This window comes from Acidiferrimicrobium sp. IK (assembly GCF_025499425.1).
Taxonomy (GTDB): Bacteria; Actinomycetota; Acidimicrobiia; order Acidimicrobiales; family Palsa-688; genus Acidiferrimicrobium.
The window spans coordinates 219,083-242,450 of the sequence record NZ_JAIMCB010000008.1; the positions used below are offsets into that span (position 1 = coordinate 219,083).

The following is a 23,368-nucleotide window of genomic DNA, read 5'->3' on the forward strand; positions in this document are numbered from 1 at the left end:
ACTGGCATCGACTTGCAACCACAGACCCGCTGAGGCCCTCCCCAAGTGTAGGAGGTCCGGCGGCGGCCGGCCCGGCGGCTAGCTGCCGGCCAGCTGGGCCTTCAAGTCGGCGAGGACCGGCACCGGACCCGGGTCGATCCCGGCTTCGGCCGCCATCCACAGCGAGACGTAGTCGCCGAACAGCACCAAGTCGAACAGCTGGGCCAGGTCGCCGTCGCCTTCGGCGCGGATCTCCACGACGTCGGCCACCACCTCCCGGAGGATCTCGCCGACCAGGTCGAAGCGCCGGCCAACCTGCGGGTGCTCCCCGTCGTGGCGGAGGGCCACCGCGGTGAGGACCTGGCGGGTGACGTCGCCGTGCTGACCCCACCCGCACACCTCGTTGTGGCACAGCTCGGGCTGCGACGACCAAAACGCCGGGGCCTTGGCGTTCTCGTTGACCTGGGTCTTCCAGCGGGCGGCGGCCGCCGAGCCGACCGCTCCCCCGCCGTGGATCAGCGGGATCGTCCGGCCGATGCGGCGGGCGACGTCCGCCGCCGCGGAGGTGTCACCGGCGGTCGCCAAGGCGTCGCGGCGGCGTTTGAGCTGGTCGATCGCCGCGTCGATCCAGTACGACCCGCCGCGAAACAGCCCGATGTCCTCGAGCACCACCAGCGGAGGGAAGGCCATCGCGCCCAGCGCGGCGCGGGGCTGGGGGATGTCGGCGGGGACGGGGATCACCGGCGCCCCCCAGCTGTCGCCGAGGCGGGCCAGCTCGCCGCCGCCGGCGACCACGACCATCCGGGCGCCGCTGACCGCGGCGTCGGACGCGGCCTGGATCGTCTCCTCGGTGTCCCCGGACGCGGACACCGCGAACACCAAGGTGCCGTCACCGACGAACGCCGGGCACTCGTAGCCCTTGACCACCATCACCGGCACCGGCATCTGCGGCGCGGCGACCGCGGTGAGGACGTCGCCGGCCATCCCGCTGCCGCCCATGCCGAGCACGACGACCGCTTCCACGTCCTCCCGGTTGGGTAGCCCCTCCAGGCCGCGGGCGCCGGCCACCGCGGCCTCCACCTGCTCGGGGAGCCCTTCGGCCAGGTCGAACATGCCGAGCGAGTCGAGCACGGTCATCGGGCGTCGCTCCCCGGCGGCGCCGGCTCGTCGCCGGCCGCCTCGAAGGTCGGGCGGATGCCGTCGCGGTCGGCCTTGGCCACGAGACGCTGGTGCTCGGCGTCGTCGACGTCGGACGCCTCGTCGATCAGCATGATCGGGATGTCGTCGGTGATCTCGTAGCGGCGCCGGAGCCTCGGGTTGTACAAGAAACCCTCGTCGGCGAAGTAGAGGAGGGGGCCCTTGTCCTCGGGGCAGGCCAGGATGTCGAGCAGCGCAGGATCGAGAGGCATCAGGAAAGGTCCTTCAAGAGGGCTACGACCTCGGCGGTCCGGGCCTGGCACTCGCTCGGCGTCGGGGCCTCGAGGTTGAGGCGGAGCAACGGTTCGGTGTTGGAGGGACGGAGGTTGAACCACCAGTCGCCGAGGTCGACGGTCAGGCCGTCCATCCGGGACTGGGTGGCTTCGGGATGGCGCTCGGCGCCGTACGCGGCGGCGACGGCCTCGATCACCGCGTGGGGATCGCTGACCTCGGTGTTGATCTCGCCGGAGTCGGCGTAACGCTCGAAGTCCTTGCGGATCTCCGACAGCGGCCGGTCGGCTTTGGACAGCAGCTCCAACACGACCAGGGCGGCGATGGACCCGGAGTCGGCCCGGTAGTTGTCCCGGAAGTAGTAGTGCCCGGAGTGCTCGCCGCCGAACACCGCGCCGGTCTCGGCCATCACCGCCTTGATGTAGGAGTGGCCGACCCGGGTGACCACCGGCGTGCCGCCCCGCTCGCGGACGATCTCGGGGACCGACTTGGAGCAGATCAAGTTGTGCAGGATCGTCGAGCCCGGGTACTTCTCGAGCATCGCCGCGGCGACCATGGCGGTGGTGGTCGACCCCGACACCGGCTGAGCCTTGTCGTCGACGAGGAAGCACCGGTCGGCGTCACCGTCGAAGGCCAGCCCGACGTCGGCGCCGGTCTCGGTGATCCGGCGCTGCAGGTCGACCAGGTTGGCGGGCTGGATGGGGTCCGCCGGGTGGTTCGGGAAGGTGCCGTCCAGCTCCCCGAAGAGGACTTCCAGCTCGACGGGCAGGCCGGCGAACACCGCCGGGACGACCAGGCCGCCCATGCCGTTGGCGGTGTCGGCGACGACCTTCAGGGGTTTGAGGCTGGACACGTCGATGAACGAGCGGACCTTGGCCGCGTAGTCGCCCAGCACGTCCTGCTCGCTGACCCGCCCCGCCTCTGCGGCGGGCTCCGGCGCCGGGCCGGCCACCGCGGCTTTGATGTCGACCAGCCCCGACTCCGCGCCGACCGGCCGGGCGCCGGCCAGGCACAGCTTGATCCCGTTGTAGCGGGCCGGGTTGTGCGACGCGGTGAACATGGCGCCGGGCGCGTCGAGGGCCCCGGACGCGTAGTACAGCTCGTCGGTGGAGGTCAGCCCGAGGTCGACGACGTCGGCGCCGGCGGAGGTGGCGCCCCGCCCGAACGCGGCGACCAGCTCGACGCCCGAAGGCCGCATGTCCCGGGCCACGAGGATCCGAGGCGCCCCGCTGAACGCCGCGAACGCGGCGCCGACTCGCGCCGCGAGCTCGGCGTCGATCTGGTCGGGGAACGTCCCTCGGATGTCGTAGGCCTTGAAGATCTCGTCGAGGGCTGCCATGGCGAGCCCGACCTTACAGGAGCCTCCCGGCGACGACCCGGGCCGGGCCGCCCGGCCCGGCCCGGCGCCGGCCAACGGGGTCAGTCCGGTAGGTCGGTCTCGTGGCGGGTCGCGGTGTCGCCGTCGCCGAGGACCTCGGCGTCGAGCAGCGGGGCGGCCTCGTCGGTCGACGGGTCCGCCCACGGCCACTCGCCGTCACCGCCGACGGTGAGCGGCTCGCCGGCCGGGCGGAAGTACGCCGGGTAGCGGACCCGCCCGGCGACGGCCAGGCCGGCGACGCCGACCAGGCCGAGGAGGCTGAGGAGGAACCCGGCCCAGTCGACCGGCGTGTAGCCGTAGCTCAGCGTGACGTGGTGGGAGGTGGGGACCACGATCATCAGGTTGGGGGTGGCCCGGTAGACGGTCCCGGCGCCGCTGGCGTGCCAGTTGGGGAAGTACGACACCTTGACCAGCACCGGTACGCCGGTCTGGCTGACGTCGAAGGACACCGAGCTCTCGGTCTGCTTGATCGAGGACACCTGCACCGGCGGCAACGGCTTTTCCGGGACCGTCGCCGCCGACGGGCTGACCCGGGCCCACGACGACGGCCCGGAGGAGGTCTCGAACACGCTCCAGCGCGACGGGCTCAAATACCAGGCCTGCGACGCCTTCAGCCACGCCGCCTCGTTGGACCCGACGTGGTTCATGACCACCGGCTGGTTGAGCAGCGGGGTGACCTTCGCCGAGTCGATCAGCTTGTAGATCTTCCACGTCCGTTGCGTGACGGTGGTCTGGCTGCCGCTGGTGTAGCTGACCGGGAACGGGCCGACCGAGCCGACCTGCTCGAGGGCGGTGTCGGCGCTGGCCTGGCTCTGGACGTCGGGGGTCAGGGCCATGAAGTACTTGACGCCGAGCATCTGGAGGTGCTGGATGCCGAGGGTGACGTCGGGGGCGGTGGCGTACTGCAGCCCGACCATCGGGTCCGAGGGCTTGTCGGACAGCTCCGAGACGTTGAGGAAATGGTACGGGGTGGTCGCCGACGACTCGTAGTACAGGCCCTCCATCGAGCCGACGCAGCCGTTGGTCCAGTACGGCAGCAGCATCAACGCGTCGGGGGTGCCCATCTGGTCGAGTTCGGGCTCGTACTCCCACATCGCCTGTCCGCACCCGTCCGCCGGGTCCTGGCCGAGCTTCTTCATCTCCGCGACCAGCGCGAAGTACTCGGCTCGGCGGGCCTTGCCCGGCGACTGGTATCCGCTGTAGTTCCAGTCGACCCAGTCGGGCACGTAGGACCCCGCGGCGGTGGAGTGGATGCCGAGCCAGGAGTACTCGGTGGCGCCGCTCTTTTTGTTCGCCACCATGTGTCCGAACGGCAGGATGTGCAGCGGGTACCCCACCCAGATCAGCGCCGCGAGCAGCGACACCACCGGCACCGGGATCAGGCTGAGGCGGAGGTCCGGGCGCCGGGTCACCCCTTCGGCGACGAAGATCCCTAGCTCGGCGACGGCCAGGCTGGCGAGGAGGTACAGGCAGAGGAACCAAAACGGCAGGACCCTGGCGTTCCACAAGCGGGCCTGAGGAGCGAAGCGGAACACCACCGCCGCGGCGACGGTCATGGCCACCAGCCACGTGCCGATGGGCCGGCGCCGCACCAGCGACGCCAGGGCGCCGACGCCGGCCACGACGAACAGCCAGGTGTCGCCGTGGGGGAACAGCAGGGCCACGTAGGTGGTGAGCTTCTGGTAGCCCATGTTGGTGGCGTAGGGCAGCCGGTACTCGAAGGGCAGCGCCCACCACGCCGCCAGCAACCCGCCGGTCACCAGCACCGGGAGCAGCCAGCGCCACCGGCGCCGCTGGGGGCGCAGCAGGTACATCAGAATCGCGCCGCCCACCGCGAAGAAAAGCGGCAGCACGTGGGACATCGCGCAGCACGCCAGGACCACCGCGGCCAGCCCCCGGGACCGGCCGGTGTCGAGGCCGCGGGCCACCAGCCCGAGGAACACCAAGGCCAGGGCCAGGCTGATCGCGAAGGAGAACTCGCCGGCCATCGTCGAGGCGATGTTGCCGCCGTAGATCGTGAAGTCCCGGTTGAACAGGAACACCAGCGCCCCGGTGGCCAGGCACGCCGGGGCCGGGAACGGCATCCGGGCCAGGCGGCCCAGCGCCCACGCCGCGATCGGCATGGCCAACAGCCCGAGGACCGAGACCAGCTTGAAGGCGATGTTGTAGGGGATGACGTAGCTGACGACCGCGATGGCGACGATCGGAAGCGGGAAGTAGTACGTCAGCGCCGGGAAACCGTCGTACCAGTCCTGGGTCCACCCGGTGAGACGGAAGTGGGGCAGCAGGTGGGCCTTGACGTAGGCGGGGAGCCAGACGTGGGCGCCCATGTCGCCGCCGGCCGGGGTGGTGTTGGCGAACAGCTTCGACGGTTTGAGCTGGACGAAGGTGAACACCACGCACGCCGCGACCACCAGCAGGGTCAGGACCGCCTGGGGCCGGTCGGTCGACTCGAGCCGCTCCCACCACCGCGCCGGCGCCGCGTCGCCGACGTCGTCGGTGTGGTCGGTGTGGTCGGGCCGGGCACCGGCCTCCGCTGCGGGGCCGGGCCCGCAGGTGTGGTCCTCCCGCTCGGCGGGCAGGCTGGTGTCGTCGGCGGGCCCGCTCATTTCTCACATGTTGCCCGCTGCGGCTCGGCCGGTGGGCGCAGCCCGGCTCGGCGGCCGGGCCGGTCGTCAGGCCTGGGCGGCCAGGTCCAGCACCTCCGCGAGGGGCAGCGCCCCGTCGGTGCCCTCCCACCAGCGGGCGTCACACGCCGAGCAGCTGGCCATCCGCACCGACTCGCCCCCGATGTGCATCTCGATCATGACCAGCTGTCGGGTCCGACAGCGGGGGCAGTGCATCAGCGGTCCCTCGATTCTCGCTCGCGGGCGGCCGGTCGCTCGCCCTGTGTCAGGTGTATCGACGGTGCCGGCGTGGGCCTTTAGCGCCGCGAGTCCGAAGGGTGCTAATCGAGCTAATGGAGAAGAGTGATCACCGCGGCCGCGTTGAACGCGGCGTGCGCCGCGATCGACGGTCCGAGCCGGCCGCTGCGGCGGGCCAGCACCCCGAGCACGATCCCGAACGCGGCCAGGCCCGCGAACTGCACCGCTTCGAAGTGGGCCAGCGCGAACAGGAGACCGGTGGCCACGACCGCCACCGCCGGGCGGTAACGAGCGGCCAGCCCTTTGAGCACCAACCCCCGGAAGAACGTCTCCTCCACCAGCGGTGCTCCTACGGCCAGCACGAGCAGCAACACGACCGCGGCGAGCGCGCCGTGCGCCGACCCGGTGTCTTGCTGGGCCGGCTTGGACAGCTGGTGGGCGATCGAGGGGTCGAGCTGCTCGGCGGGGAGGTAGAGCAGCGGTATGAGGACGTACTGGGACGCCAGCCCCACGACCGCGCCGACCGCTACGTCCCACACGCCGGCCACCCGCAAGCCGACGTAGGCGGCGACGCCGGAGGGCCCGGCCGCCCCGCTCCGGCGGGCGCAGACCGCCACCGCGCCGAGCAGGCCGACCCACAGTCCGACGACGCCGCCGACGGTCACCCCAAGCGGGATCGGCCCGCCGCGGCCGGTGTGATAGCCGGTGCCGAGCGCGCCGAGGGACGCGCCGAGAGCCGACAGCACGACGCCGACCGCGAACCCTCCCGCGGCCACCGCCAGGTCCGCGCCGGGGGCGCCGGCCGCCGGTTCCGGTTCGGGGGTCATGGCCGTCCCCGCAGGGCCGGCAGTTCGGTCGCCGCCAGCGTCTCGGGCTAGGAGACCATCGACGTCGGCGGCTCGTAGCGCCGGCGGTGGGTCACCCGGCGGTCCACCTCGGCCCATCCCCGCGGGGCCCGGAGCCGGCCGGCGTGGTCCGCGCACAGCCCCCACTGGTCGCCCGCCGCGCCCGGCTCGTCGTCGAGCCAGACGCACTGCGCGCTGTAGTCGTAGGTCAGCCATGCTGCGGTCGGGGCGCCGCAACCGGGGCGGGCGCAGACGAGAGGGCGGGACACGCCGCTCACGGTACCGTTTGGTTGCCGCCGCGGGGCGGACCCCGCGCCGCCGGCCGAGGCGCGAAAGACCTGCCGAGTGCTAGTGGAGCGCCGCCGCCTACCATGTTGCCATGAGTCGCCAACCAGGAGATCTGCGGCCTGGTGGGCCAGACCGCAGCGGGGGTCAACCGTCCGGCACCCCGGGAAACACCAACTGGCGCTGGATCGCCATCGTCATCGCGGTCGTGGTCGTGCTGGCGGTCATCTTGACCAACCCGCTGCACAACAACAACGCCAGCGCCCAGAACTTCGGCAAGTTCTACAGCGCCCTGGAGAGCAAGCAGGTCGCGTCAGCGACGATCAACCAGGACACCGGGCACCTCACCTACACCAACACCAACGGCCAGGAGTTCTCGGTGCAGGGCCCCGCGCCGAGCCTCGACGCCCAGCTGTCGCAGCAGTACCGGACGCTGATCCCCGCCGACGGCCTCAAGTTCACGACGGGCACCACCAGCATCTGGGCGACGCTGCTCCCCTACTTGATCTACGCGGTGATCATCGTCGGGTTCTTCATCTTCATCAGCCGGCGAGCGCAGGGCCAGATGGGCAACATCATGTCGATCGGCCGCTCGAAGGCCAAGGTGTACACCACCGAACGGCCCCGCACGACCTTCGCTGACGTCGCCGGCTACGACGGGGTCAAGCTGGAGATCCGCGAGGTCGTGGACTTCTTGAAAAACGCCCACCGGTTCAAGGAGATCGGCGCCAAGATCCCCAAGGGGGTGCTGCTGGTCGGGCCTCCGGGCACCGGCAAGACGCTCCTGGCCCGGGCCGTGGCCGGTGAGGCCGGCGTGCCGTTCCTGTCGGTGACCGGCTCGGACTTCATGGAGATGTTCGTCGGTGTCGGCGCCTCCCGGGTCCGGGACCTGTTCCAGACCGCCCGCAAGCAGGCTCCGGCCATCATCTTCATCGACGAGATCGACAGCATCGGCCGCAAGCGCGGGGCCGGCCTGGGCGGCGGTCACGACGAGCGGGAGCAGACCCTCAACCAGATGCTCGCCGAGATGGACGGCTTCGAGGCCACCGAGGGCGTCGTGATGATGGCCGCCACCAACCGGCCCGACATCCTCGACCCGGCGTTGCTGCGCCCGGGGCGCTTCGACCGGCAAGTCGTCGTCCCGTTGCCCGACCTGGAGGAGCGCCTCCCGATCCTGGCGGTGCACTGCAAGGACAAGCGGGTCGGGCCTGACGTCGACTTGAGCACCGTGGCGCGCGGCACCCCGGGGATGAGCGGCGCCGACCTGGCCAACTTGGTCAACGAGGCGGCTCTGCACGCGGTGCGCCGCGGCGCCCGGGCCATCGAGATGATCGACTTCGAAGCGGCCCGCGACCGGGTCCTCATGGGGCAGCGGCGGGAGTCCACCGTGCTCTCCGACAAGGAGAAGGAGGCCACCGCCTACCACGAGGGCGGCCACGCGGTGCTCGCCTACGTGCTGCCCGACGCCGACCCGGTGCACAAGGTGACCATCCTGCCTACGGGCATGGCTCTCGGGGTGACCCAGCAGCTGCCCCTCGAGGAGCGCCACACCTACTGGCGGGAGTACATCGAAGACGCCGTGTGCGTGATGATGGGCGGCCGCTGCGCGGAGAACCTGGTCCTCGGCAGCCTGTCGACCGGCGCGTCGAACGACTTGCAGCGGGCGACGGAGATGGCCCGCAAGATGGTGCGGGAGTTCGGGATGAGCGACCGTCTGGGTCCGATGGCTTGGGGCCAGGAGAGCCAGGTGTTCCTCGGCGACGACTTGATGCACTCGGGACGCGACTACTCCGACGTGACGTCTCGGGTCATCGACGAGGAGGTGGAGCGGATCCTGCGCGAGCAGGAGGGTCGAGCGACCCGGCTGCTCACCGAGCACCGGCGGGGCCTCACCGCGGTGGCCCACTCCCTCCTCGAGAAGGAGACCATCGACGGCGCCGAGGTCGGCCGCCTGGTCGACACCGCCTATGGCCGTCCGGTCCACGAGGAGGTGGCGGTGGTGCCGACCTTCGCCGAGCCGCAGCCGGTGGCCGGCCACCCCGACCCCGAGGCCACCCCCGCGGGCGGCAACGGCACCATGCCGATGCCCACGACCTGGCAGCGCCAGGCCGACCGCCCCACCGACTGACCGGGGCCCGACTGACCCGGGCCCGACTGACCGGGGCCCGCCGACCGATCCGGGGCCGCCGACTGGCCCGACCCGCCGGCTGACCTGTCCCCGCTGACCGCCCGGCGGGGACGGTCAGCTGAGCGGCACGCCCGTCGACAGCGAGAACCCCGGCGCGGTGCCGGTACCGCCGAGGTCGGACTCGACGTAGATCGGGCCGGTGGCTCGCACCACGATCGGACCCCGGTAGGAACCGGCCTTGGCGGCGAGGGAGATCACCGTCCGCTGGCTGCCGGGCAGGGTCAGCCCGCTCAGGCCCGGCAGGGGGATCTCCTGCCCGCCGGCCATGCCGAAGAGGGTGACGTCGAGCGGGTTGGGGCCGGGGGCGAGCAGTGCCAGGGAGTCGCTCCCGCCGGTCGCGGCGACCGGGACCAGCCACGCGGCGGCGGCCATCCGGGCGCCGGGCAGGCTGGCCACACCCCGCCGGGCGGCGGGGGCCACCGCGGCCACCGTCCTTGTGGCCACCACGCCCACCCCGTTGGTGCTGACCAGCGTCGCGGTGTGCCCGACGCCGGGCGGGATCCTGGCCTCGCTGTCGGAGACGATGGTGGTGACCGCCTGCGGCCCGACGGTCAAACGGAACGGCTCGGCCTGGCCCTGGTCCAACGCCACCGACAGGGAGACCGTCGCCGGCCGCGCCGAGGGGTTGTAGATCACGTAGCGCTCGTCGAGGCCGTTGCCGGCCTCCCCGTCGGGCCACGCCCAGCGCCTGCCGGCGGAAGGCGAGCCGAGGGTGAGCACCACGCCCGCCGCCGGCGCCGCGGGGTCGGCGGATGTCGGGTTGGCCGGATTGGCCGGGGCTCCGATGGTCGCCTCGCCCGGCGCCGGCGGGGTCACCACCTCGGTGCTCCAGGCCACCACCCGCCCGCTGCGGGCGTGGACGGTCGTGGCGATCTGCTTGCGGCGGCGGAGATGGCTGCGCAAGTCGACCGACAGCAGCCCGCCGGCCGGCACGACCAGACCCTGGAAGTCGCCGGGGGCCTCGACGCCCTGCTCGGTGGTGAAGGTCATGTCCACCACCGCGTCGGTCGGGTACGGGTTGAGGAGGGTGATGGTGTCGGTGGCGTTGACCAGGGTCTGGCCGGTGGCGAAGTACCACTGCTGGGACCCGGCGGTGGCGCAGGGGGTCGCGGCCTGCCCGAGCGGGCCGGACACGACCTGGTCCACCGCGGCGGCGCCCCCGTCGAGGTCGACGACCGCCCCGACCCACGGCGGGTCGCCGGGGAGGGTCTCGTCGACGTTGGTGGTGGAATGGGCGGCCACCGTGTAGGTGGCGCTGCGCCCGGCGCCGCGCGACGCCACCAGCCGCACCCGGGCCCGCAACGCCTGGTCGCCGGCGTTGGCGATCACCAGCTTCCCGGCGGCGGCCCCGTTGCTCGTCCCCGTCGCCCCGGCGCAGAACCACGACGACGACAGCGCCGCGGCCGGCGCCGCGACGGGTACCGGCTGGCTGGCGGCCACCGGCGCCGGGCCGGGCTGGCCCGCGGCGCGGTCGGCGATGCCTCCGGCGACGAGGAGGCCGGCGACGCCGATCACGACCGGGAACCGGGCGGAACGCTGCCGGGGGGGCCGGGCCGGCCGGCGGCCGGGCCGTTCGGTCGGCTGCTCGGGGCGCCAGGCGCCGGGGCCGGGCAGGTCAGACATCGATCCACACCTCTTCGTTGCCTAGGTCGGCGTCGCCGGCCGACAGGCCGGAGTTGGAGCCGCCCCGCCTGCGGCGACCCGACCGCTGCGGGGCGAGGGGCGTGAACCATTCGGGGCGCACCGTCTCGGGTGTCCCCGACCGGCGGCGGCGCTGGTCGAGCACCAAGCCGGCCACCACCAAAAGCCACAGCACCACCTCGGCCAGCTGCCCGGCGCGCGCGCCGGTAGACGACGGAGCCTGGAGGGTCGCCGCGACGCTGCGGCCCGACGCCGCGGCGGGGACGTCGAAACGCTCTCCGACGCCGAGCGCGGGGGAGCCGGTCACCTTGGCCCCCCCGGCGCGGAGGGTCCATCCGCCGCCCGGCGAGGACGCCACATACAGGGTGGAGGGCGCCGGGACGCGACCCCGCCCGCCGTCGGCGCTTCCGGTCAGCACCGGGGCCGAGCCGGCCAGCCGCAGCGCTTCCACGGCGCGGGCTGTCGCCGCGGCGCCGGCGGTGGCCGCGGGCAGCGACGCAGCCACCGCCGGGGTGAGCACGCTGTGGGCCGGGGCCCACGCGGCGTTGACGTACACGCTGTAGTCGGCGTCCACGCCTAGTGCTTGCAGGTCGGTCTGCTGGCCGAGCCCCTGGAGGAGCCGGCCCGGGGCGGGCACCGCCGGGGCGCCGCTGCCGCTCGGGCCGAGGTGGTTGGGCACGACGATGTAGCGGACCGCGAGCGGGGCGAGGAGGTGGCCGAGCTTGGTCGTCAGCCGGCCGGTGACCAGCCGCAGGTCGCTGGCCAGCACCGGGGTCGTCCCGCCGGGGCGACCGGCCCATATGTCGGTGGCGTCGGGCAGGCCGTCGTAGGAGGTGGCGTAGCCGAACCCGTCCTCCAGGTAGCTCGACGGCAGGGGCAGCGCGCCGGGGGCGCCGACCCACAGGACCCGGTAGTCGCCGTGGGCGGCGGAGGGCAGGAACCCGAGGACGCTGCTGGCGTCGGCGTCGGGCAGGTTCCAGCGGCCGCTGCCCGCGGCTTGCACCGCGGGGACCGCGGCGATCACGACCGCCGCCGCGGCGACGCCGGACGCCAGCTGACGCCAGCCGAAGCGGTATCCGGGCAGGTCCAGCTCGAAGGCCACCGCGCCGAGGGCCACCGCTCCCGCTAGGGCGGCCGCGGCGGGGGCGAGCAGCACCTCCGGGTCGGGGACCGGCACCCATCCCCGCAGACCGGCCCAGGTCAGGCCGATGCAGGTCAGCGCCACCAGCCACATCCGCGCCGCCCACGCCAGGCGCCACGAGCTGCCGATCAGCAGCGGGAGGGCCGCCGCGGCGAGCAGGCCCCACCCGAGGACGCCGTTGCCGACCGGGCCGGTGTGGAACAGCAGCAGCTGTCCGAGCCCGAGGCGGGCCGCCCCGGTCGGTTTGACCCCGAAGGTCGCGGCCCGGCTGGTGAGCACCGACGCCGACCACGGCAGCAGCAGCACCGCGGCGACGACGGCTCCGGCCACCGCCACCGACAGCGCTCTCAGCCCGACCCGGAGGGTGCCGGTGAGGATCGACCCGGCCGCCAGCCCGACGCCGATCGCGACCACGACGAAGATGTAGGCGGGGGCGACCGAGGCCAGCACCGCGACGAGGACCCCCAGCCCGACGACCCGGCCGAGCACCGCCCGGGCGGTGGTGGCCGGGAACGGCACCCCGCCCGAGAGCCGGCCGATGGCGGCTAGGACCCACGGCGCCCCGGCGTAGATCACCAGCCCGGACCACCGGCCCCGGGCCAGCGCGTCGTAGGGCACCGGGACCGTGGCGTAGACGATCAGGGCGGCCAGGCGTCCCCGCTGCGACCCCCACCAGCGGGCGGCCCGGTACGCGCCGAAGGGCCCGAGGACCAGCGGGGCCAGCACCAATACGTGCTGCAGGGTGCCGACGGCCCCGAAAAAGACCGCGCCGAGCAGGGCCAGCAGCCCGAGCCCGGGCGCGCCCGGGCCGGTGTGGCCCATTCCCGCGCTGCGCCACGTGGACCACCAGCTGTGCCACCAGCCGCCGAGGGTCCCGCTGCCGCTCGGCAGCGACCCCACGGCGGGGACGACCCCGGCGAAGAGCGACCGGGAGCCGACCACCAACAAGGCGGCGACGACCAGCGCCCCGGTGAGGGGCAGCTGCCATGACCCGCCGCCGACGGCCGGGGCCGGCTCGCCTGGGTCCCGGGCGTCGTCGACGCGCGCCTCGTCGAGCGGCGGGACCGGGGGCCGTTCCCCGGGGTCGGCGACGGGGATCGCCGCCGCCGGCCCGTCCTCGACCCGGGAGCGGATGTAGGTCCGCAGGCGGGTGTTGCCCGGGGCCTGCAGCCGCGCCACCTGGCGGTCCGGTACCCGCCGGTGGCGCTGCGCGTTGCGCCGGGACCGCAGCAGCCTGCGGGGCCGGCTCATGCCTCGCCCGACCGACCGCAGCGTCGCCCACGCCCGCCCGGGCCGGCCGCTGCCGAGCTGCCAGATCGCTTCGCCGATGGTGGACACCAGCATCAGAGGCAGCGCCCAGAGGAGGTGCACCAGCCCGTAGCAGACGAGGACGGTCCGGACCCGGTGGGCCTCGGAGAGGTCCCGGGCCCGCCTCCTGGCGTTGGCGGAGGTGCTGCCCGGGCGGACACCCCGGGTGGTCGCCTCCAGGTGCCGGACGACCGCAGCCGGCGCCACGACGACCCGGGCGCCGGCGATCTGCACCCGCCACGAGAAGTTCAGGTCCTCCCCGTTGTCCGCGATGTCGGGATCGAACCCGCCGAGCGCGGCGAACAGGTCGGCGCGCACCAGCATGGCCGCGCCGGGGGCCACGAACACGTCCCGGACACCGTCGTGCTGGGCCTGGTCGAGCTCTCCGGCCTCGACCAGCGGGTGCTCCACCCCGACCCGGTCGGCGCCGGAGCCGACCGCCAGCAGCCGGTCGGGCCGGTCCCACTCGACGATCTTCGGGCTGACGATGCCGGCGTTGGAGCGGAACGCCTCCTCGACCATGAGCCGGACCGCGTCGGGGGCGAGGACCACGTCGTCGTGGCAGAACAGGTAGTGGGAGGCGCCGTCGACCACGCCGAGGACGTCGTTGGCCGCCCGGCCGTAGGGCACCCGGGCGGTCAGCCGACGGACGAACGCCCCCGGCACGACCGCCGCGACGCGGCCGGTCAGGTCGACCAGGCTGGCCGCGTCGATCACCAGCACGGACAGGTTGGGGTAGTCCTGCGCTGCCAGTGAGGCCAGTGCCTCGTCGAACCACGGACCGGGGTCGTAGCTGACGACCACGGCCACAATCGGGGGTGCCGTCGTTTCGGGATCCATCCGGGCGGGAGAGCCTAGTGGGCTCGGTCCCGCCGGCTGGGACCGGGCCCCCCGCCCGGACCCCGAACCCCTTGCCAAGTGCTTGCAACTGTTATACAGTTGGGTAACAACAGCTAGCGGTTTTGCCGCTGATCACCGCTCGCAACGACCGGTCCCGCCGCTGCGGCGAGACCCAGGAGGTTCAGATGCCCGACGTCACCGACATCAACAAGCTCGTCAAGGACTCCGCGTACGCCGCCGTAGGCTTCGGGGTCCTCGGATTCCAAAAAGCCCAGGTCCGCCGGCGCGAGCTCATCGAGCAGCTCTCGGCCCAGGGCGGCCAGGTCGCTCACCTCGGCCAGCGCCTCGAGGGGCTCGGCGACCAGGTGGGCGCCCAGCTCTCGCATCTCGGCGGCCAGGTGGGCGCCCAGGTCGGCCAGCTCCGCTCGGTCGCTGGCAGCGGCGCCCCCACCGGGGCGCTGCGGACCCAGCTGAGCGAGGTCGCCAAGCTGGTCGACAAGCAGGTGCAGCCGGTTCGCCGCCAGCTCGACGAGCGCCTCGACGAGGTCGAGGAGCTGCTGCCCGCCCCGACCCGCAACGTCGTCAAGTCGCTGCGCAGCGCCGCGACCAGCCAGGAGCACGCCCTTCGCAGCGTGATCGGGCTCGACGCCTGACCCGACCAGCCGCTGTCGCCGCCCTACGGGGCGGCGGCGGCCAGGACGTCGCGTAGCGTCGTGTCGAGGTCGATGCCCGGCTCCCAGCCCGTGGCGGCCACCAGGCGCCGCGGGTCGCCGCGCAGGTCGGGAATGTCGATCGGGCGGACCCGCGCCGGGTCGACCACGATCGGGATGTCGGCGCCGGCCAGCTCGAGGAGCCGGGCCGCGACCGCGTCGATGCCGACCGAACGCCCCGAGCACACGTTGTACACCTCGCCGGGCGCGCCCCGCTCCAGCAGCAGCCGGTAGGCCCGCACGACGTCGCGCACGTCGGTCAGGTCTCGCTTGGCCGCCAGGTTGCCGACGTGGAGAGCCGGGGCGCCGCCCCGGGCCGCCTCCGCGATCTGCCGGGCCAGGGACGGCACGACGAAATCCGCCCGCTGGCCGGGACCGGTGTGGTTGAACGGCCGGGCTCGCACCACTTCCACCCCGCGGCCGAGCCACGCCTGCACGCCGATCATCTCCGCCGCGGCCTTGCTCGCGGCGTAGGGGCTGGCCGGGCGCAGGGGCTGGTCCTCGCCGATGGGCAGGGCGTCGGGCCCGATCGGCCCGTACACCTCGGCGGAGCTGACGAGCAGCACCCGGGCCGGGGCGGCGCTGGCCGCGACCGCGTCGAGGAGGTGCAAGGTGCCCATGGCGTTGACCTCGAAGGTCCGCCCCCCGTCGTCCCACGAGCCGCCGACGCTGGCCTGCGCGGCGAGGTGGACGACCGCGTCGGCTTCGGCGCCGATCACCGCCTTGGTCAGCGCCGGCCGGTCGGTGATGTCCAGGGTCGGGTCGAGGACCGCGACGTCGTCGCCGCAGTCCGCGAGGTGCCGGAGCAGCCAGGACCCGACGAACCCACCGCTCCCAGTCACCAGCACGCGCACCGCGCCGACGTTACCGGGCGGCGCCTGCGACTACCGTCGGGGCCCTTGCCCGAGCAGCACCCACCGCCGCGACCGTCCCCGCCCGCACCGGACCGGCCGGTGAAGCGGCTCCTGTCGATCCAGACCATCCGCGACGGCGGCGGCGCCGAGACGGCGCTGATCAGGATGATCCGCCAGCTGCGCGCCGACGGGTGGGAGTGCCACGTCGCGCTGCAGTCGCGGCCCCGCCTGGAAGCGGAGTACCTGGCGGCCGGGGCGGTCCTCCACATCGTCGCGATGGAGCGCATCACCCTCTCCGGTAACCGCCTGGCGTGGCTGGCCCGCTTCGTTGTCGGCTGGCCGGTGTCGGTGCTGCGCCTGGCGCTCCTGGCCCGCCGGGTGCGAGCCGACGTGGTGCACTCCAACTCGCTTCACTACCTGCACGGCTGGGCCGCGGCGGCGCTGATCCGCCGTCCCCACGTGTGGCACGCCCGGGAGATCGTCGCCCAGTCAGGCGCGGCGCTGCGGGTGGAGCGGGCCCTGGCCCGCCGCTACGCCACCGTCGTCGTGGCGATCTCCGCGGCGGTCGCCGCGCAGCTCGACCCGGCCAACGTCGTGACCATCTTCGACCGGCCCGACCCGGAGGAGTTCACCCCGGCGCGCGCCGGCAGGTTTCGCGCCTCGCTCGGCGTGGCCGACGACGCCCCCGTCGTCGGCGCCGCGTGCCGGATCGACACGTGGAAGGGCATCGACGTCCTCCTCGACGCGGTCCCGCTCCTCCGGGAGGCCCGCCCCGACATCGAGGTGGTCGTCGCCGGCGACCCCGTCGGCGGCAAGGACGGCTACGCGGCCGGCCTGGCTCGCCGGGCGGAGGCGCTCGGCGTGCGCTGGCTGGGCGCCCGGCGCGACATCCCCGACATGCTCGCCGACCTCGACGTCTTCGCTCAGGTGTCGACCCTCCCCGAGCCTTTCGGGCTGGGCCTGGTCGAGGCGCTGTCGTCGGGGTGCCCGGTCGTCGCCACCGCCGGCGGCGGACCGGTGGAGATCCTGGCCCGGGTGGTGCCCGAAGGGGGCGACGAGCCGAGCGACCGGGCCGGGCGCCTGGTCCCCTTCTCCGACCCGCAGGCCACCGCCGCGGCTCTCCTCGAATTGCTGGCGCCGGTCACCTCCTCCGCCCGGCGCCGCCAGCGGCCCCGCCTGGTCCCGGACCTGGGGGAGACGATGAGCTTCTGCGAGCTGTTCGACGGCCTGGTGGGCGCCCCGGCGGTCCCGCTCTGGCGGCGATGACCGCGGAGGCGGTGAGGGTGGCCTTCGACGTCACCCCCCTGCTCGGCTTCCGCACCGGGATGGGCCGCTCCACCGCCGGCATGTGGGAGGGGATCGCCCGGCTCCGCCCGTCCATCCAGCCGCGGCCGTACGCGATCGGGATGACCGCCGACGGCACCCTGCCGGCCGGGACCCGCCCCATCCGGGTCCCGACCCGGGCGCTGATCCAGGTGTGGTCGCGCACCAACCGGGTGTCGATGGACCGCTGGCTGCCCGCCGCGGAGGTGGTCCACGCCACCAACTTCACCGTCGGCCCCACCCGCCGGCCGGTCCTGCTCAGCGTCCACGACATCGGCTTCTTGCTCCACCCCTCCACCGCCGACGCGGTCACCTCGACGTTCCCGGGCATGCTGCGCCGGGCGATCGCCAGGGGAGCCCACCTGCACGTGACCACCTCGCAGCTGGCTTCGGAGGTGGAGGAGCACCTCGGGCCCGGGCTGCTGGCCGCCGGGCGGATCACGGTGGTGCCCTTCGCGGTCCCCGACCTGTCCGATCCCGGGCCGCTGCCCGCCGCGCTGGCCGCCGCGGTCGCCGGGCGCCCCTACGTGCTGGCCCTCGGCGACCAGGTGGAACGCAAGAACCTGCCGATGCTGGTCGAGGCGTTCGGGCGCATCGCGGGAGGCATCGCCGACCTGCTGTTGGTGCTGGCCGGCCCGCCGGGGCCGGCCACGCCGGCGGTGCGCGCCGCGATGGAACGCCTCGACCCGCAAGTCGCGGCCCGGGTCGTCGTGCCCGGCGCGCTCGACGACCCGGCCCGGGTGACGCTGCTGGCCGGGGCCACGGTCCTGGCCTACCCGTCGCTCTACGAGGGTTTCGGGCTGCCGCCGCTGGAAGCCATGACCCTCGGCGTGCCGGCGCTGGTGAGCCGGGCCGGGGCCCTGGCGGAGGTCGCCGGGCCCGGAGCGCAGCTGCTCGACCCCACCGACGTGGACGGCTGGGCCGGGGCCCTGGAGCGGCTGGTGACCGACCGGGCCCACCGCCAGGAGCGAGTCGCGGCGGGCCGGCGCCACGTCGCCCGCTTCACCTGGGACGCCACCGCGGCAGGGCTGGCCGACATCTACCGGCGCCTGGCGACCTCGTCGTAGACCGCGCCGTAACGGGCGGCGACCGCGCCCGGGGAGTACCCGGCGACGTTGATCCGCCCCTGGTCCACCAGCGCCCGGCGGTACGCGTCGTCGGAGAGCACCCGCTTGACCCCGGCCCGGATGGACGCCGGGTCGTGGGGGTCGACCAGCGCCGCGCCGCCCGGCCCGGCGACCCCCGCCAGCGGCGCGATGTCGCTGGTCACCACCGGGCGGCCCATGGCCTGGGCTTCGAGGACCGGGATCCCGAAACCCTCCTTGGTCGACGCGAACAGCAGCACGTCGCAGTCCTCGTAGCAGGCCCGCAGCCCGTCGTCGTCGACGTCGGTGCGGACCTCGACGGGCAGGCCGCTGCGGTCGATCGCCGCGGCCTCCTCGGCGTTGGGGTCGCCGACGAGCACCACCCGGCAGCCGGTGCCGGTCAGCGCCTCGAGCGAGCGGACCACGTTCTTGTTCGGCCGGGTGCCGATCATCAGCACTACCGGTTCGGGCGGCACCGGTCGCGGCTGCTCGGGCGCGGCGACCAGCGCCGCCGACACCGGGTTGGGCACGACCCGCACCTTTCCCGGACGGGTCCGCACCAACGCCTCGAGGTCCGCTCGGGTCGCGTCGCTGACCACCGTCACCGCCTCGGCCCGCCACACCGGCAGGCGCAGCCACAGCCACTTGTAGACGAACCGCTTGGCCGGCCCGGCCCGGTCGAGGAACTCGGTGTCGTGGACGGTGAGCACCGTGCCCCGCCGCCGGCGGAGGAGCGCGGCGTAGGTGATGTCGCCGGTGACGTGAACGACCGGGGCGTGGATGCGCGCCGCTTCGAGCGCGGCGCGCAGCCGAGGGCGGAAGCCCTGACTGAAGTCGGAGACGGTGACCGCCTCCACGTCGTAGCCCTGCCGGCGCAGCTCGGGGCGGAGCTGCTCGAAGACCCGTTCGATGCTGTAGTGGCCGGGGAACGGCCGGCGCATCACCTGCACGACGCGCCGCTCGTCGCCAGTCGCGGGGTCCACGAGCCGGTGAGCCTACGAGCCCGGGGCGGGTCGCGCCGCTGGGGCGGCGTCCCGTAGGGTGTCGGGGTGCTCGTAGCCATCGCCGGGGGCGTCGGGGCGGCCCGGATGCTCGCCGCTCTCAGCTCGGTGACCGATCCGGCCGGGATCACCGCCGTGGTCAACACCGGTGACGACACGGTGCTGCACGGGCTGCACGTCAGCCCCGACCTCGACACCGTCGTCTACACCCTGGCCGGCCAGATCAACCCGGAGACCGGGTGGGGGCGAGTCGGCGAGACCTGGGGGGCGATGGCCGACCTGCGGGCCTACGGAGGCGACCGCCTGGCGTGGTTCAACCTCGGCGACCACGACCTCGGCACCCACATGTTCCGCACCAGCCGCCTGGCGGAGGGGGCCACCCTGAGCCAGGTGACCGCCGAGATCGCCGCCCGCTGGGGGCTGCGGGTGACGGTCCTGCCGATGTCGGACGACCGGGTCGAGACCAGGGTGACAGTCGAGGAGGGCGGCGCCTCGGTGGAGCTCGGGTTCCAGGAGTACTTCGTCGGCCGCCGCCACTCGGTGCCGGTCCTGGCGGTCACCCCCCGGGGAGTGACCGCCGAGCCCGGCCGGCGCGCCGCCGCGGCGGCCCCCGGGGTCCTAGACGCCATCGGGCAGGCCGACGGGGTGATCATCTGCCCGTCCAACCCGATCCTGTCGATCGGCCCGGTGCTGGCCACCGGCGGCATCGGCGACGCGGTCGCCCGCCGGCGGGACGCGACCGTCGCGGTGTCGCCGATCATCGCCGGCCGGGCGCTCAAGGGACCGGCCGACACCATCCTGGCGGACCTCGGCCACGAGGCGTCGGTCGTCGGCGTGGCCCGCATGTGGGCCCCTTACGCGGCCACGCTGCTGGTCGACACCGCCGACGCCGGACGGGCCGGCGAGGTCGAAGCAGCGGGGATGCGCTGCGTGGTCGCGCCGACGATCATGAGCGGCCCGCAGGAAGCGGCCGGGCTGGGCCGCACCGTCCTCGACGCTCTCGAAGCCGCCGGCGCCGGACCCCGGCGGTGACCCTCAGCATCATCCCTGTGCTCGGGATCCCGGAGGTGACCCCCGGCGACCGGATCGCGGACCTGATCGCGGCGTCCGACGCCGTCCTGCTCGACGGTGACGTGGTGGTGGTCACCCAGAAGGTCGTCTCGAAAGCCGAGGGCCGCCTGGCGCCGGTCGACGCCAGCGACCCGGTCGGTCACAAGCAGCTGGTCCTCGACGAGTCGGTCCGGGTGCTGCGCCGGCGGGGGGACCTGCTGCTGACCGAGACCCGCCACGGGTTCATCTGCGCCAACGCCGGCGTGGACCTCTCCAACGTGGAGCGGGGGTGGGCGGCGCTGCTCCCCCTCGACAGCGACCGCAGCGCCCGGCGGATCCGCGACGGTCTGCGGGCCCGGACCGGCCGGGAGGTCGGGGTGATCGTCTCCGACACGTTCGGGCGGACGTGGCGGCGCGGCGTGACCGACGTGGCCATCGGCACCGCCGGCGTCGCCGCGGTGGTCGACTTGCGGGGCAGCACCGACGCGCTCGGCCGCGAGCTAAAGGTCACCGAGGTGTGCGTGGCCGACGAGATCGCGGCCGCGGCCGAGCTGGTCATGGGCAAGGCCACCGCGGTACCCGTGGCGATCGTGCGCGGCGTCGACCCGTCGTGGATGCGGGACTCGTCGGTGCGCGACGAGATCGTCCGGGCGCCCGCCGAGGACCTGTTCCGGTAGCTCCAGCGGGCCCAGACCCGACAGCCCGACGATGCCGGCGGTCCACGCCGCGGCGGTGAGCCATCGCCGGCGGGCGGCCAACGGCGCTTCCCGGCTCAGCTTGCCGGGGGCAGCATCCCGGCCAGCGTCGCGCCCAGCGCGTCAGGGTCGGGCCGGCGGGCCCCGCCGCCTTGCGCCAACGTGTCGTTGCCGCCGCCCTTGCCCCCGAGGACGGCCAGGACCCCCCGCAGCAACGTGTTGGCGTTGACGACCCCCTGGTAGCGGGCCGGGACGGCCACCGCCATGGTCGAGGGCTCGGCGTCGGTCCAGAGAACCGCGACGCGGTCCGCGGTCTTGGCCAGACCTGACGCCGCGCCGCGGAGGCCGCCGACCTGGTCGGGGGGCACCGCGGCGAGGGCCAGGTCCACGCCGCCGACGGTGAGGGCGCTCACCGCGTCGGTGTCGACCTGGGTCGGGCCGCTCTTGCGTTCGGCGGCCTTGGCCGCGGCCCGCGTCGCCAGACGCTCGACGGCCTCGACGACGTCGCGCGGCGACGATTGGGCGATGCCGGCCACGGTGGCCAGCGTGCGGCCCTGCTCGAGGGTGTGCTCGAGGGCGGCGTGGCGGGTGTAGGCGGTGATCCGCCGGACCCCGGAGGCGACGCTCTCTTGGGACACGATCCGCAGCAGGCCGAGCTGGCCGCTGTGGGTGACGTGGGTGCCTCCGCACAGCTCGGTGGACACGGTGGTGGCAAACCCAGCGGCGGGGTCGCCGCCGAAGCTGACCACCCGGACGTCGTCGGGGTAGGACTCGCCTTCGAGCGACGTGGCGCCCGCCGCGATGGCCTCCGCCGGGGTCATCACCTGCGTGGTGCGGGGCAGGTCGTCGAGCACCCAGTTGTTGACCAGGCGCTCGATCTCCTCCATCTCGTCGGGGCTGACCGGCTTGGGGTGGGTGAAGTCGAAACGCAGCCGGTCCGGGGTGACCAGGCTCCCGGCCTGACGGACGTGGGCGCCGAGCACCCGGCGCAGCGCGGCGTTGAGGAGGTGGGTGGCGGAGTGGTTGGCCGCCGACGCGGCGCGCCGGGCGTCGTCGGTGGCGAGGGTGATGGTCTCCCCGACCGACAGGGTGCCTTCGGTGACCCGCACCCGGTGGATGTGCTTGCCGCTGGAGTGGACGATGGTGTCCTCCACCGACCCGGCGCCGGAGGGCCCGGTGAAGCTGCCCCGGTCCCCGACCTGGCCGCCGCCCTCGCCGTAGAGCGGGGTGCGGTCGACGATCAGGTCGGCCTCGCCGCCGACGGCCAGGTGCCCGTCGGTCACCGACGGGCCGAGCAGGGCCAGCACCGTGGCTCGCTCGGTCATCCGGTCGTAGCCGACGAAGGTGGTGGCCGGAAGCGTCAGCACCGACGCCGGCAGGATCGACGACGGCAGGATCCGGGTCTCGGTGCGCGCCTCGCCCCGGCTGCGCTCCTGGTGGGTGTGGCGGGCGGCCTCGAAGTCCGCCCGGTACCGGGACTCCTCCATCGCCGCGCCGCGGCTGGCCGCGACCTCCCGGGCGATCTCCTCGGGCAGCCCGAAGGTCGACAGCAGGTCGTAGGCGTCGGCGCCGGTCAGCGCCGGCTTGGTGCTCAACAGCTCGTCGAGTCGACCGAGACCGCGCCGTAGGGCCCCCTCGAACTCGCCGAGTTCGGAGCGGATACCGCTGATCACCTGGTCCTGGCGGGTCCGGTAGTGGGGGTACACGCCGCCGAGGCGGTCGATGGCGGCTTCCGCCACCGGCGAGAAGTCGACCGTCGACAGCCCTCGGGTGAGGGCCAGGGTGGCCGCCCGGCGCAGCAGCCGGCGGGGAATGTACCCGGCTCCCTCGTTGCCCGGCACCACCCCTTCGGCCATGATCGCCACCGAAGCCCGGAGGTGGTCGGCGATGACCCGGTGGTGGCGCTGGATGTCGCCCAGCTCACCGAGGACGTCTTGGGTGGCGGTGACCAGCGGGGAGAGCAGGTCGGTCTGGTACACGTTGTCGTAGCCGTTGAGGGCCAGGGTGATGCGCTCCAGGCCCGACCCGGTGTCGATGCTGCGGAACGGGAGCGGCGACAGCTTCCCGTCGAGGCCCTTGTCGTACTGCATGCACACCGCGGCGTTCCAGATCTCGATGTAGCGCCGCTCGGTGTCGAACTCGCCGCCCGGCCGGTACGCCTCCCCGTACTCCTCGCCGGTGTCGAGGAACACCTCGGTGCACGGCCCGCACGGCCCGGAGTTGCCGGCGGGACCCCAGAAGTTGTCGGCGGTCGGTTGGGCGACGATGTGGTCCCTGGGCATCCCGACGCGCTCCCACGCGGAGGCCGACTCCTCGTCGAAGGGGATGCCCATCGCCTCGTCGCCTTCGTGGACGGTGACGTAGAGCTGGGCCGGGTTGAACCCGAAGCCGTCGGTCAGCAGCTCGTAGGCCAGCTCGACGGCCCGGTCCTTCCAGTATTCGCCGATCGACCAGGAGCCCATCATCTCGAAGAACGACAGGTGGTGGCGGTCGCCGATGTCGTCGATGTCGATGGTCCGGATGCAGGGCTGGATGTTGGTCAGGTTGGGGGTCGGCGGCGTCCGCACGCCGGTGAAGTAGTCCTTGATGGCCGCCATGCCCGAGTTGATGAACAGCAGCGTCGGGTCGTCCTTGGCCAGCACCGAGGCGCCTTGGATCTCGGTGTGGTTACGGGCGCGGAAGTACTGAAGGAACGTCTCTCGAACTGCGTCACTGCTGGTCGGGGCCACGACGCGGGAGTCTAGGGGTGGTGA

The 23,368-nt window shown here is 73.8% G+C and carries 18 protein-coding genes; 6 read left to right on the forward strand and 12 right to left on the reverse strand.

Annotated features, from left to right (window positions below; genetic code table 11):
- Positions 1-78 precede the first annotated feature (78 nt).
- The 7 genes from K6U06_RS15025 to K6U06_RS15055 form a co-directional block, all read right to left on the reverse strand.
- Entirely contained in the window at positions 79-1,116 is a 1,038-nt protein-coding gene (locus K6U06_RS15025; RefSeq protein WP_262322760.1) for a bifunctional phosphoglucose/phosphomannose isomerase, read from the reverse strand.
- Positions 1,113-1,388 (reverse strand): Trm112 family protein, encoded by a 276-nt coding sequence (locus K6U06_RS15030; RefSeq protein WP_262322761.1) that lies wholly within the window; start codon positions 1,386-1,388, stop codon positions 1,113-1,115. Before K6U06_RS15030 ends, K6U06_RS15025 begins: the two co-directional genes overlap by 4 nt.
- Positions 1,388-2,746 (reverse strand): phosphomannomutase/phosphoglucomutase, encoded by a 1,359-nt coding sequence (locus K6U06_RS15035; RefSeq protein ID WP_262322762.1) that lies wholly within the window; start codon positions 2,744-2,746, stop codon positions 1,388-1,390. The genes K6U06_RS15030 and K6U06_RS15035 overlap by 1 nt, the downstream gene beginning before the upstream one ends.
- Positions 2,747-2,826: 80 nt before the next feature.
- A complete protein-coding gene (locus tag K6U06_RS15040) occupies positions 2,827-5,394 on the reverse strand; it encodes a hypothetical protein (protein ID WP_262322763.1) in 2,568 nt (855 codons plus the stop codon).
- Between the two features lie 66 nt (positions 5,395-5,460).
- Complete coding sequence (locus K6U06_RS15045) at positions 5,461-5,628, reverse strand: hypothetical protein (RefSeq protein ID WP_262322764.1); 168 nt, start codon at positions 5,626-5,628, stop codon at positions 5,461-5,463.
- A 113-nt stretch (positions 5,629-5,741) separates the two neighbouring features.
- Positions 5,742-6,476 carry a CPBP family intramembrane glutamic endopeptidase gene (locus K6U06_RS15050; protein ID WP_262322765.1) on the reverse strand — a complete coding sequence of 245 codons (735 nt, stop codon included), beginning with the start codon at positions 6,474-6,476 and terminating at the stop codon, positions 5,742-5,744.
- 47 nt (positions 6,477-6,523) lie between these two features.
- Positions 6,524-6,763: a DUF3499 domain-containing protein gene (locus K6U06_RS15055; protein ID WP_262322766.1), complete on the reverse strand. Its 240-nt coding sequence runs from the start codon at positions 6,761-6,763 to the stop codon at positions 6,524-6,526.
- 110 nt (positions 6,764-6,873) lie between these two features.
- On the opposite strand from K6U06_RS15055, the gene ftsH reads away from it, so the two are divergent.
- The gene (gene ftsH / locus K6U06_RS15060; protein ID WP_262322767.1) at positions 6,874-8,907 is read left to right on the forward strand and encodes an ATP-dependent zinc metalloprotease FtsH; all 2,034 of its coding nucleotides are present in this window, start codon (positions 6,874-6,876) and stop codon (positions 8,905-8,907) included.
- Between the two features lie 114 nt (positions 8,908-9,021).
- Here ftsH and K6U06_RS15065 read toward each other — a convergent pair whose 3' ends face one another.
- Together K6U06_RS15065 and K6U06_RS15070 are read right to left on the reverse strand one after the other, a co-directional pair.
- Entirely contained in the window at positions 9,022-10,590 is a 1,569-nt protein-coding gene (locus K6U06_RS15065) for a DUF5719 family protein (protein ID WP_262322768.1), read from the reverse strand.
- Positions 10,583-13,897 (reverse strand): glycosyltransferase, encoded by a 3,315-nt coding sequence (locus tag K6U06_RS15070; RefSeq protein ID WP_262322769.1) that lies wholly within the window; start codon positions 13,895-13,897, stop codon positions 10,583-10,585. Before K6U06_RS15070 ends, K6U06_RS15065 begins: the two co-directional genes overlap by 8 nt.
- A 185-nt stretch (positions 13,898-14,082) precedes the next feature.
- Between K6U06_RS15070 and K6U06_RS15075 the strand changes: the two genes are divergently transcribed.
- Positions 14,083-14,550 (forward strand): hypothetical protein, encoded by a 468-nt coding sequence (locus K6U06_RS15075; protein WP_262322770.1) that lies wholly within the window; start codon positions 14,083-14,085, stop codon positions 14,548-14,550.
- Between the two features lie 23 nt (positions 14,551-14,573).
- Here the strand turns inward: K6U06_RS15075 and K6U06_RS15080 are convergent, their stop codons facing one another.
- Positions 14,574-15,461, reverse strand: a complete 888-nt coding sequence (locus K6U06_RS15080; RefSeq protein ID WP_262322771.1) for a GDP-mannose 4,6-dehydratase — start codon at positions 15,459-15,461, stop codon at positions 14,574-14,576.
- Between the two features lie 99 nt (positions 15,462-15,560).
- On the opposite strand from K6U06_RS15080, the gene K6U06_RS15085 reads away from it, so the two are divergent.
- The gene (locus K6U06_RS15085; RefSeq protein ID WP_262322772.1) at positions 15,561-16,727 is read left to right on the forward strand and encodes a glycosyltransferase family 4 protein; all 1,167 of its coding nucleotides are present in this window, start codon (positions 15,561-15,563) and stop codon (positions 16,725-16,727) included.
- A gap of 17 nt (positions 16,728-16,744) precedes the next feature.
- Positions 16,745-17,851 carry a glycosyltransferase family 4 protein gene (locus K6U06_RS15090; protein ID WP_262322773.1) on the forward strand — a complete coding sequence of 369 codons (1,107 nt, stop codon included), beginning with the start codon at positions 16,745-16,747 and terminating at the stop codon, positions 17,849-17,851.
- On the opposite strand, the gene K6U06_RS15095 is transcribed toward K6U06_RS15090, so the two are convergent.
- Positions 17,824-18,852 carry a glycosyltransferase gene (locus K6U06_RS15095; RefSeq protein WP_262322774.1) on the reverse strand — a complete coding sequence of 343 codons (1,029 nt, stop codon included), beginning with the start codon at positions 18,850-18,852 and terminating at the stop codon, positions 17,824-17,826. The genes K6U06_RS15090 and K6U06_RS15095 overlap by 28 nt on opposite strands.
- A 66-nt stretch (positions 18,853-18,918) precedes the next feature.
- On the opposite strand from K6U06_RS15095, the gene cofD reads away from it, so the two are divergent.
- Positions 18,919-19,902 carry a 2-phospho-L-lactate transferase gene (gene cofD, locus K6U06_RS15100; RefSeq protein ID WP_262322775.1) on the forward strand — a complete coding sequence of 328 codons (984 nt, stop codon included), beginning with the start codon at positions 18,919-18,921 and terminating at the stop codon, positions 19,900-19,902.
- Positions 19,899-20,597, forward strand: coding sequence for a coenzyme F420-0:L-glutamate ligase (cofE, locus tag K6U06_RS15105; RefSeq protein WP_262322776.1), 699 nt, complete (start codon positions 19,899-19,901; stop codon positions 20,595-20,597). The genes cofD and cofE overlap by 4 nt, the downstream gene beginning before the upstream one ends.
- A 95-nt stretch (positions 20,598-20,692) precedes the next feature.
- On the opposite strand, the gene alaS is transcribed toward cofE, so the two are convergent.
- Positions 20,693-23,344 carry an alanine--tRNA ligase gene (alaS, locus tag K6U06_RS15110; protein ID WP_262322777.1) on the reverse strand — a complete coding sequence of 884 codons (2,652 nt, stop codon included), beginning with the start codon at positions 23,342-23,344 and terminating at the stop codon, positions 20,693-20,695.
- Positions 23,345-23,368 lie beyond the last annotated feature (24 nt).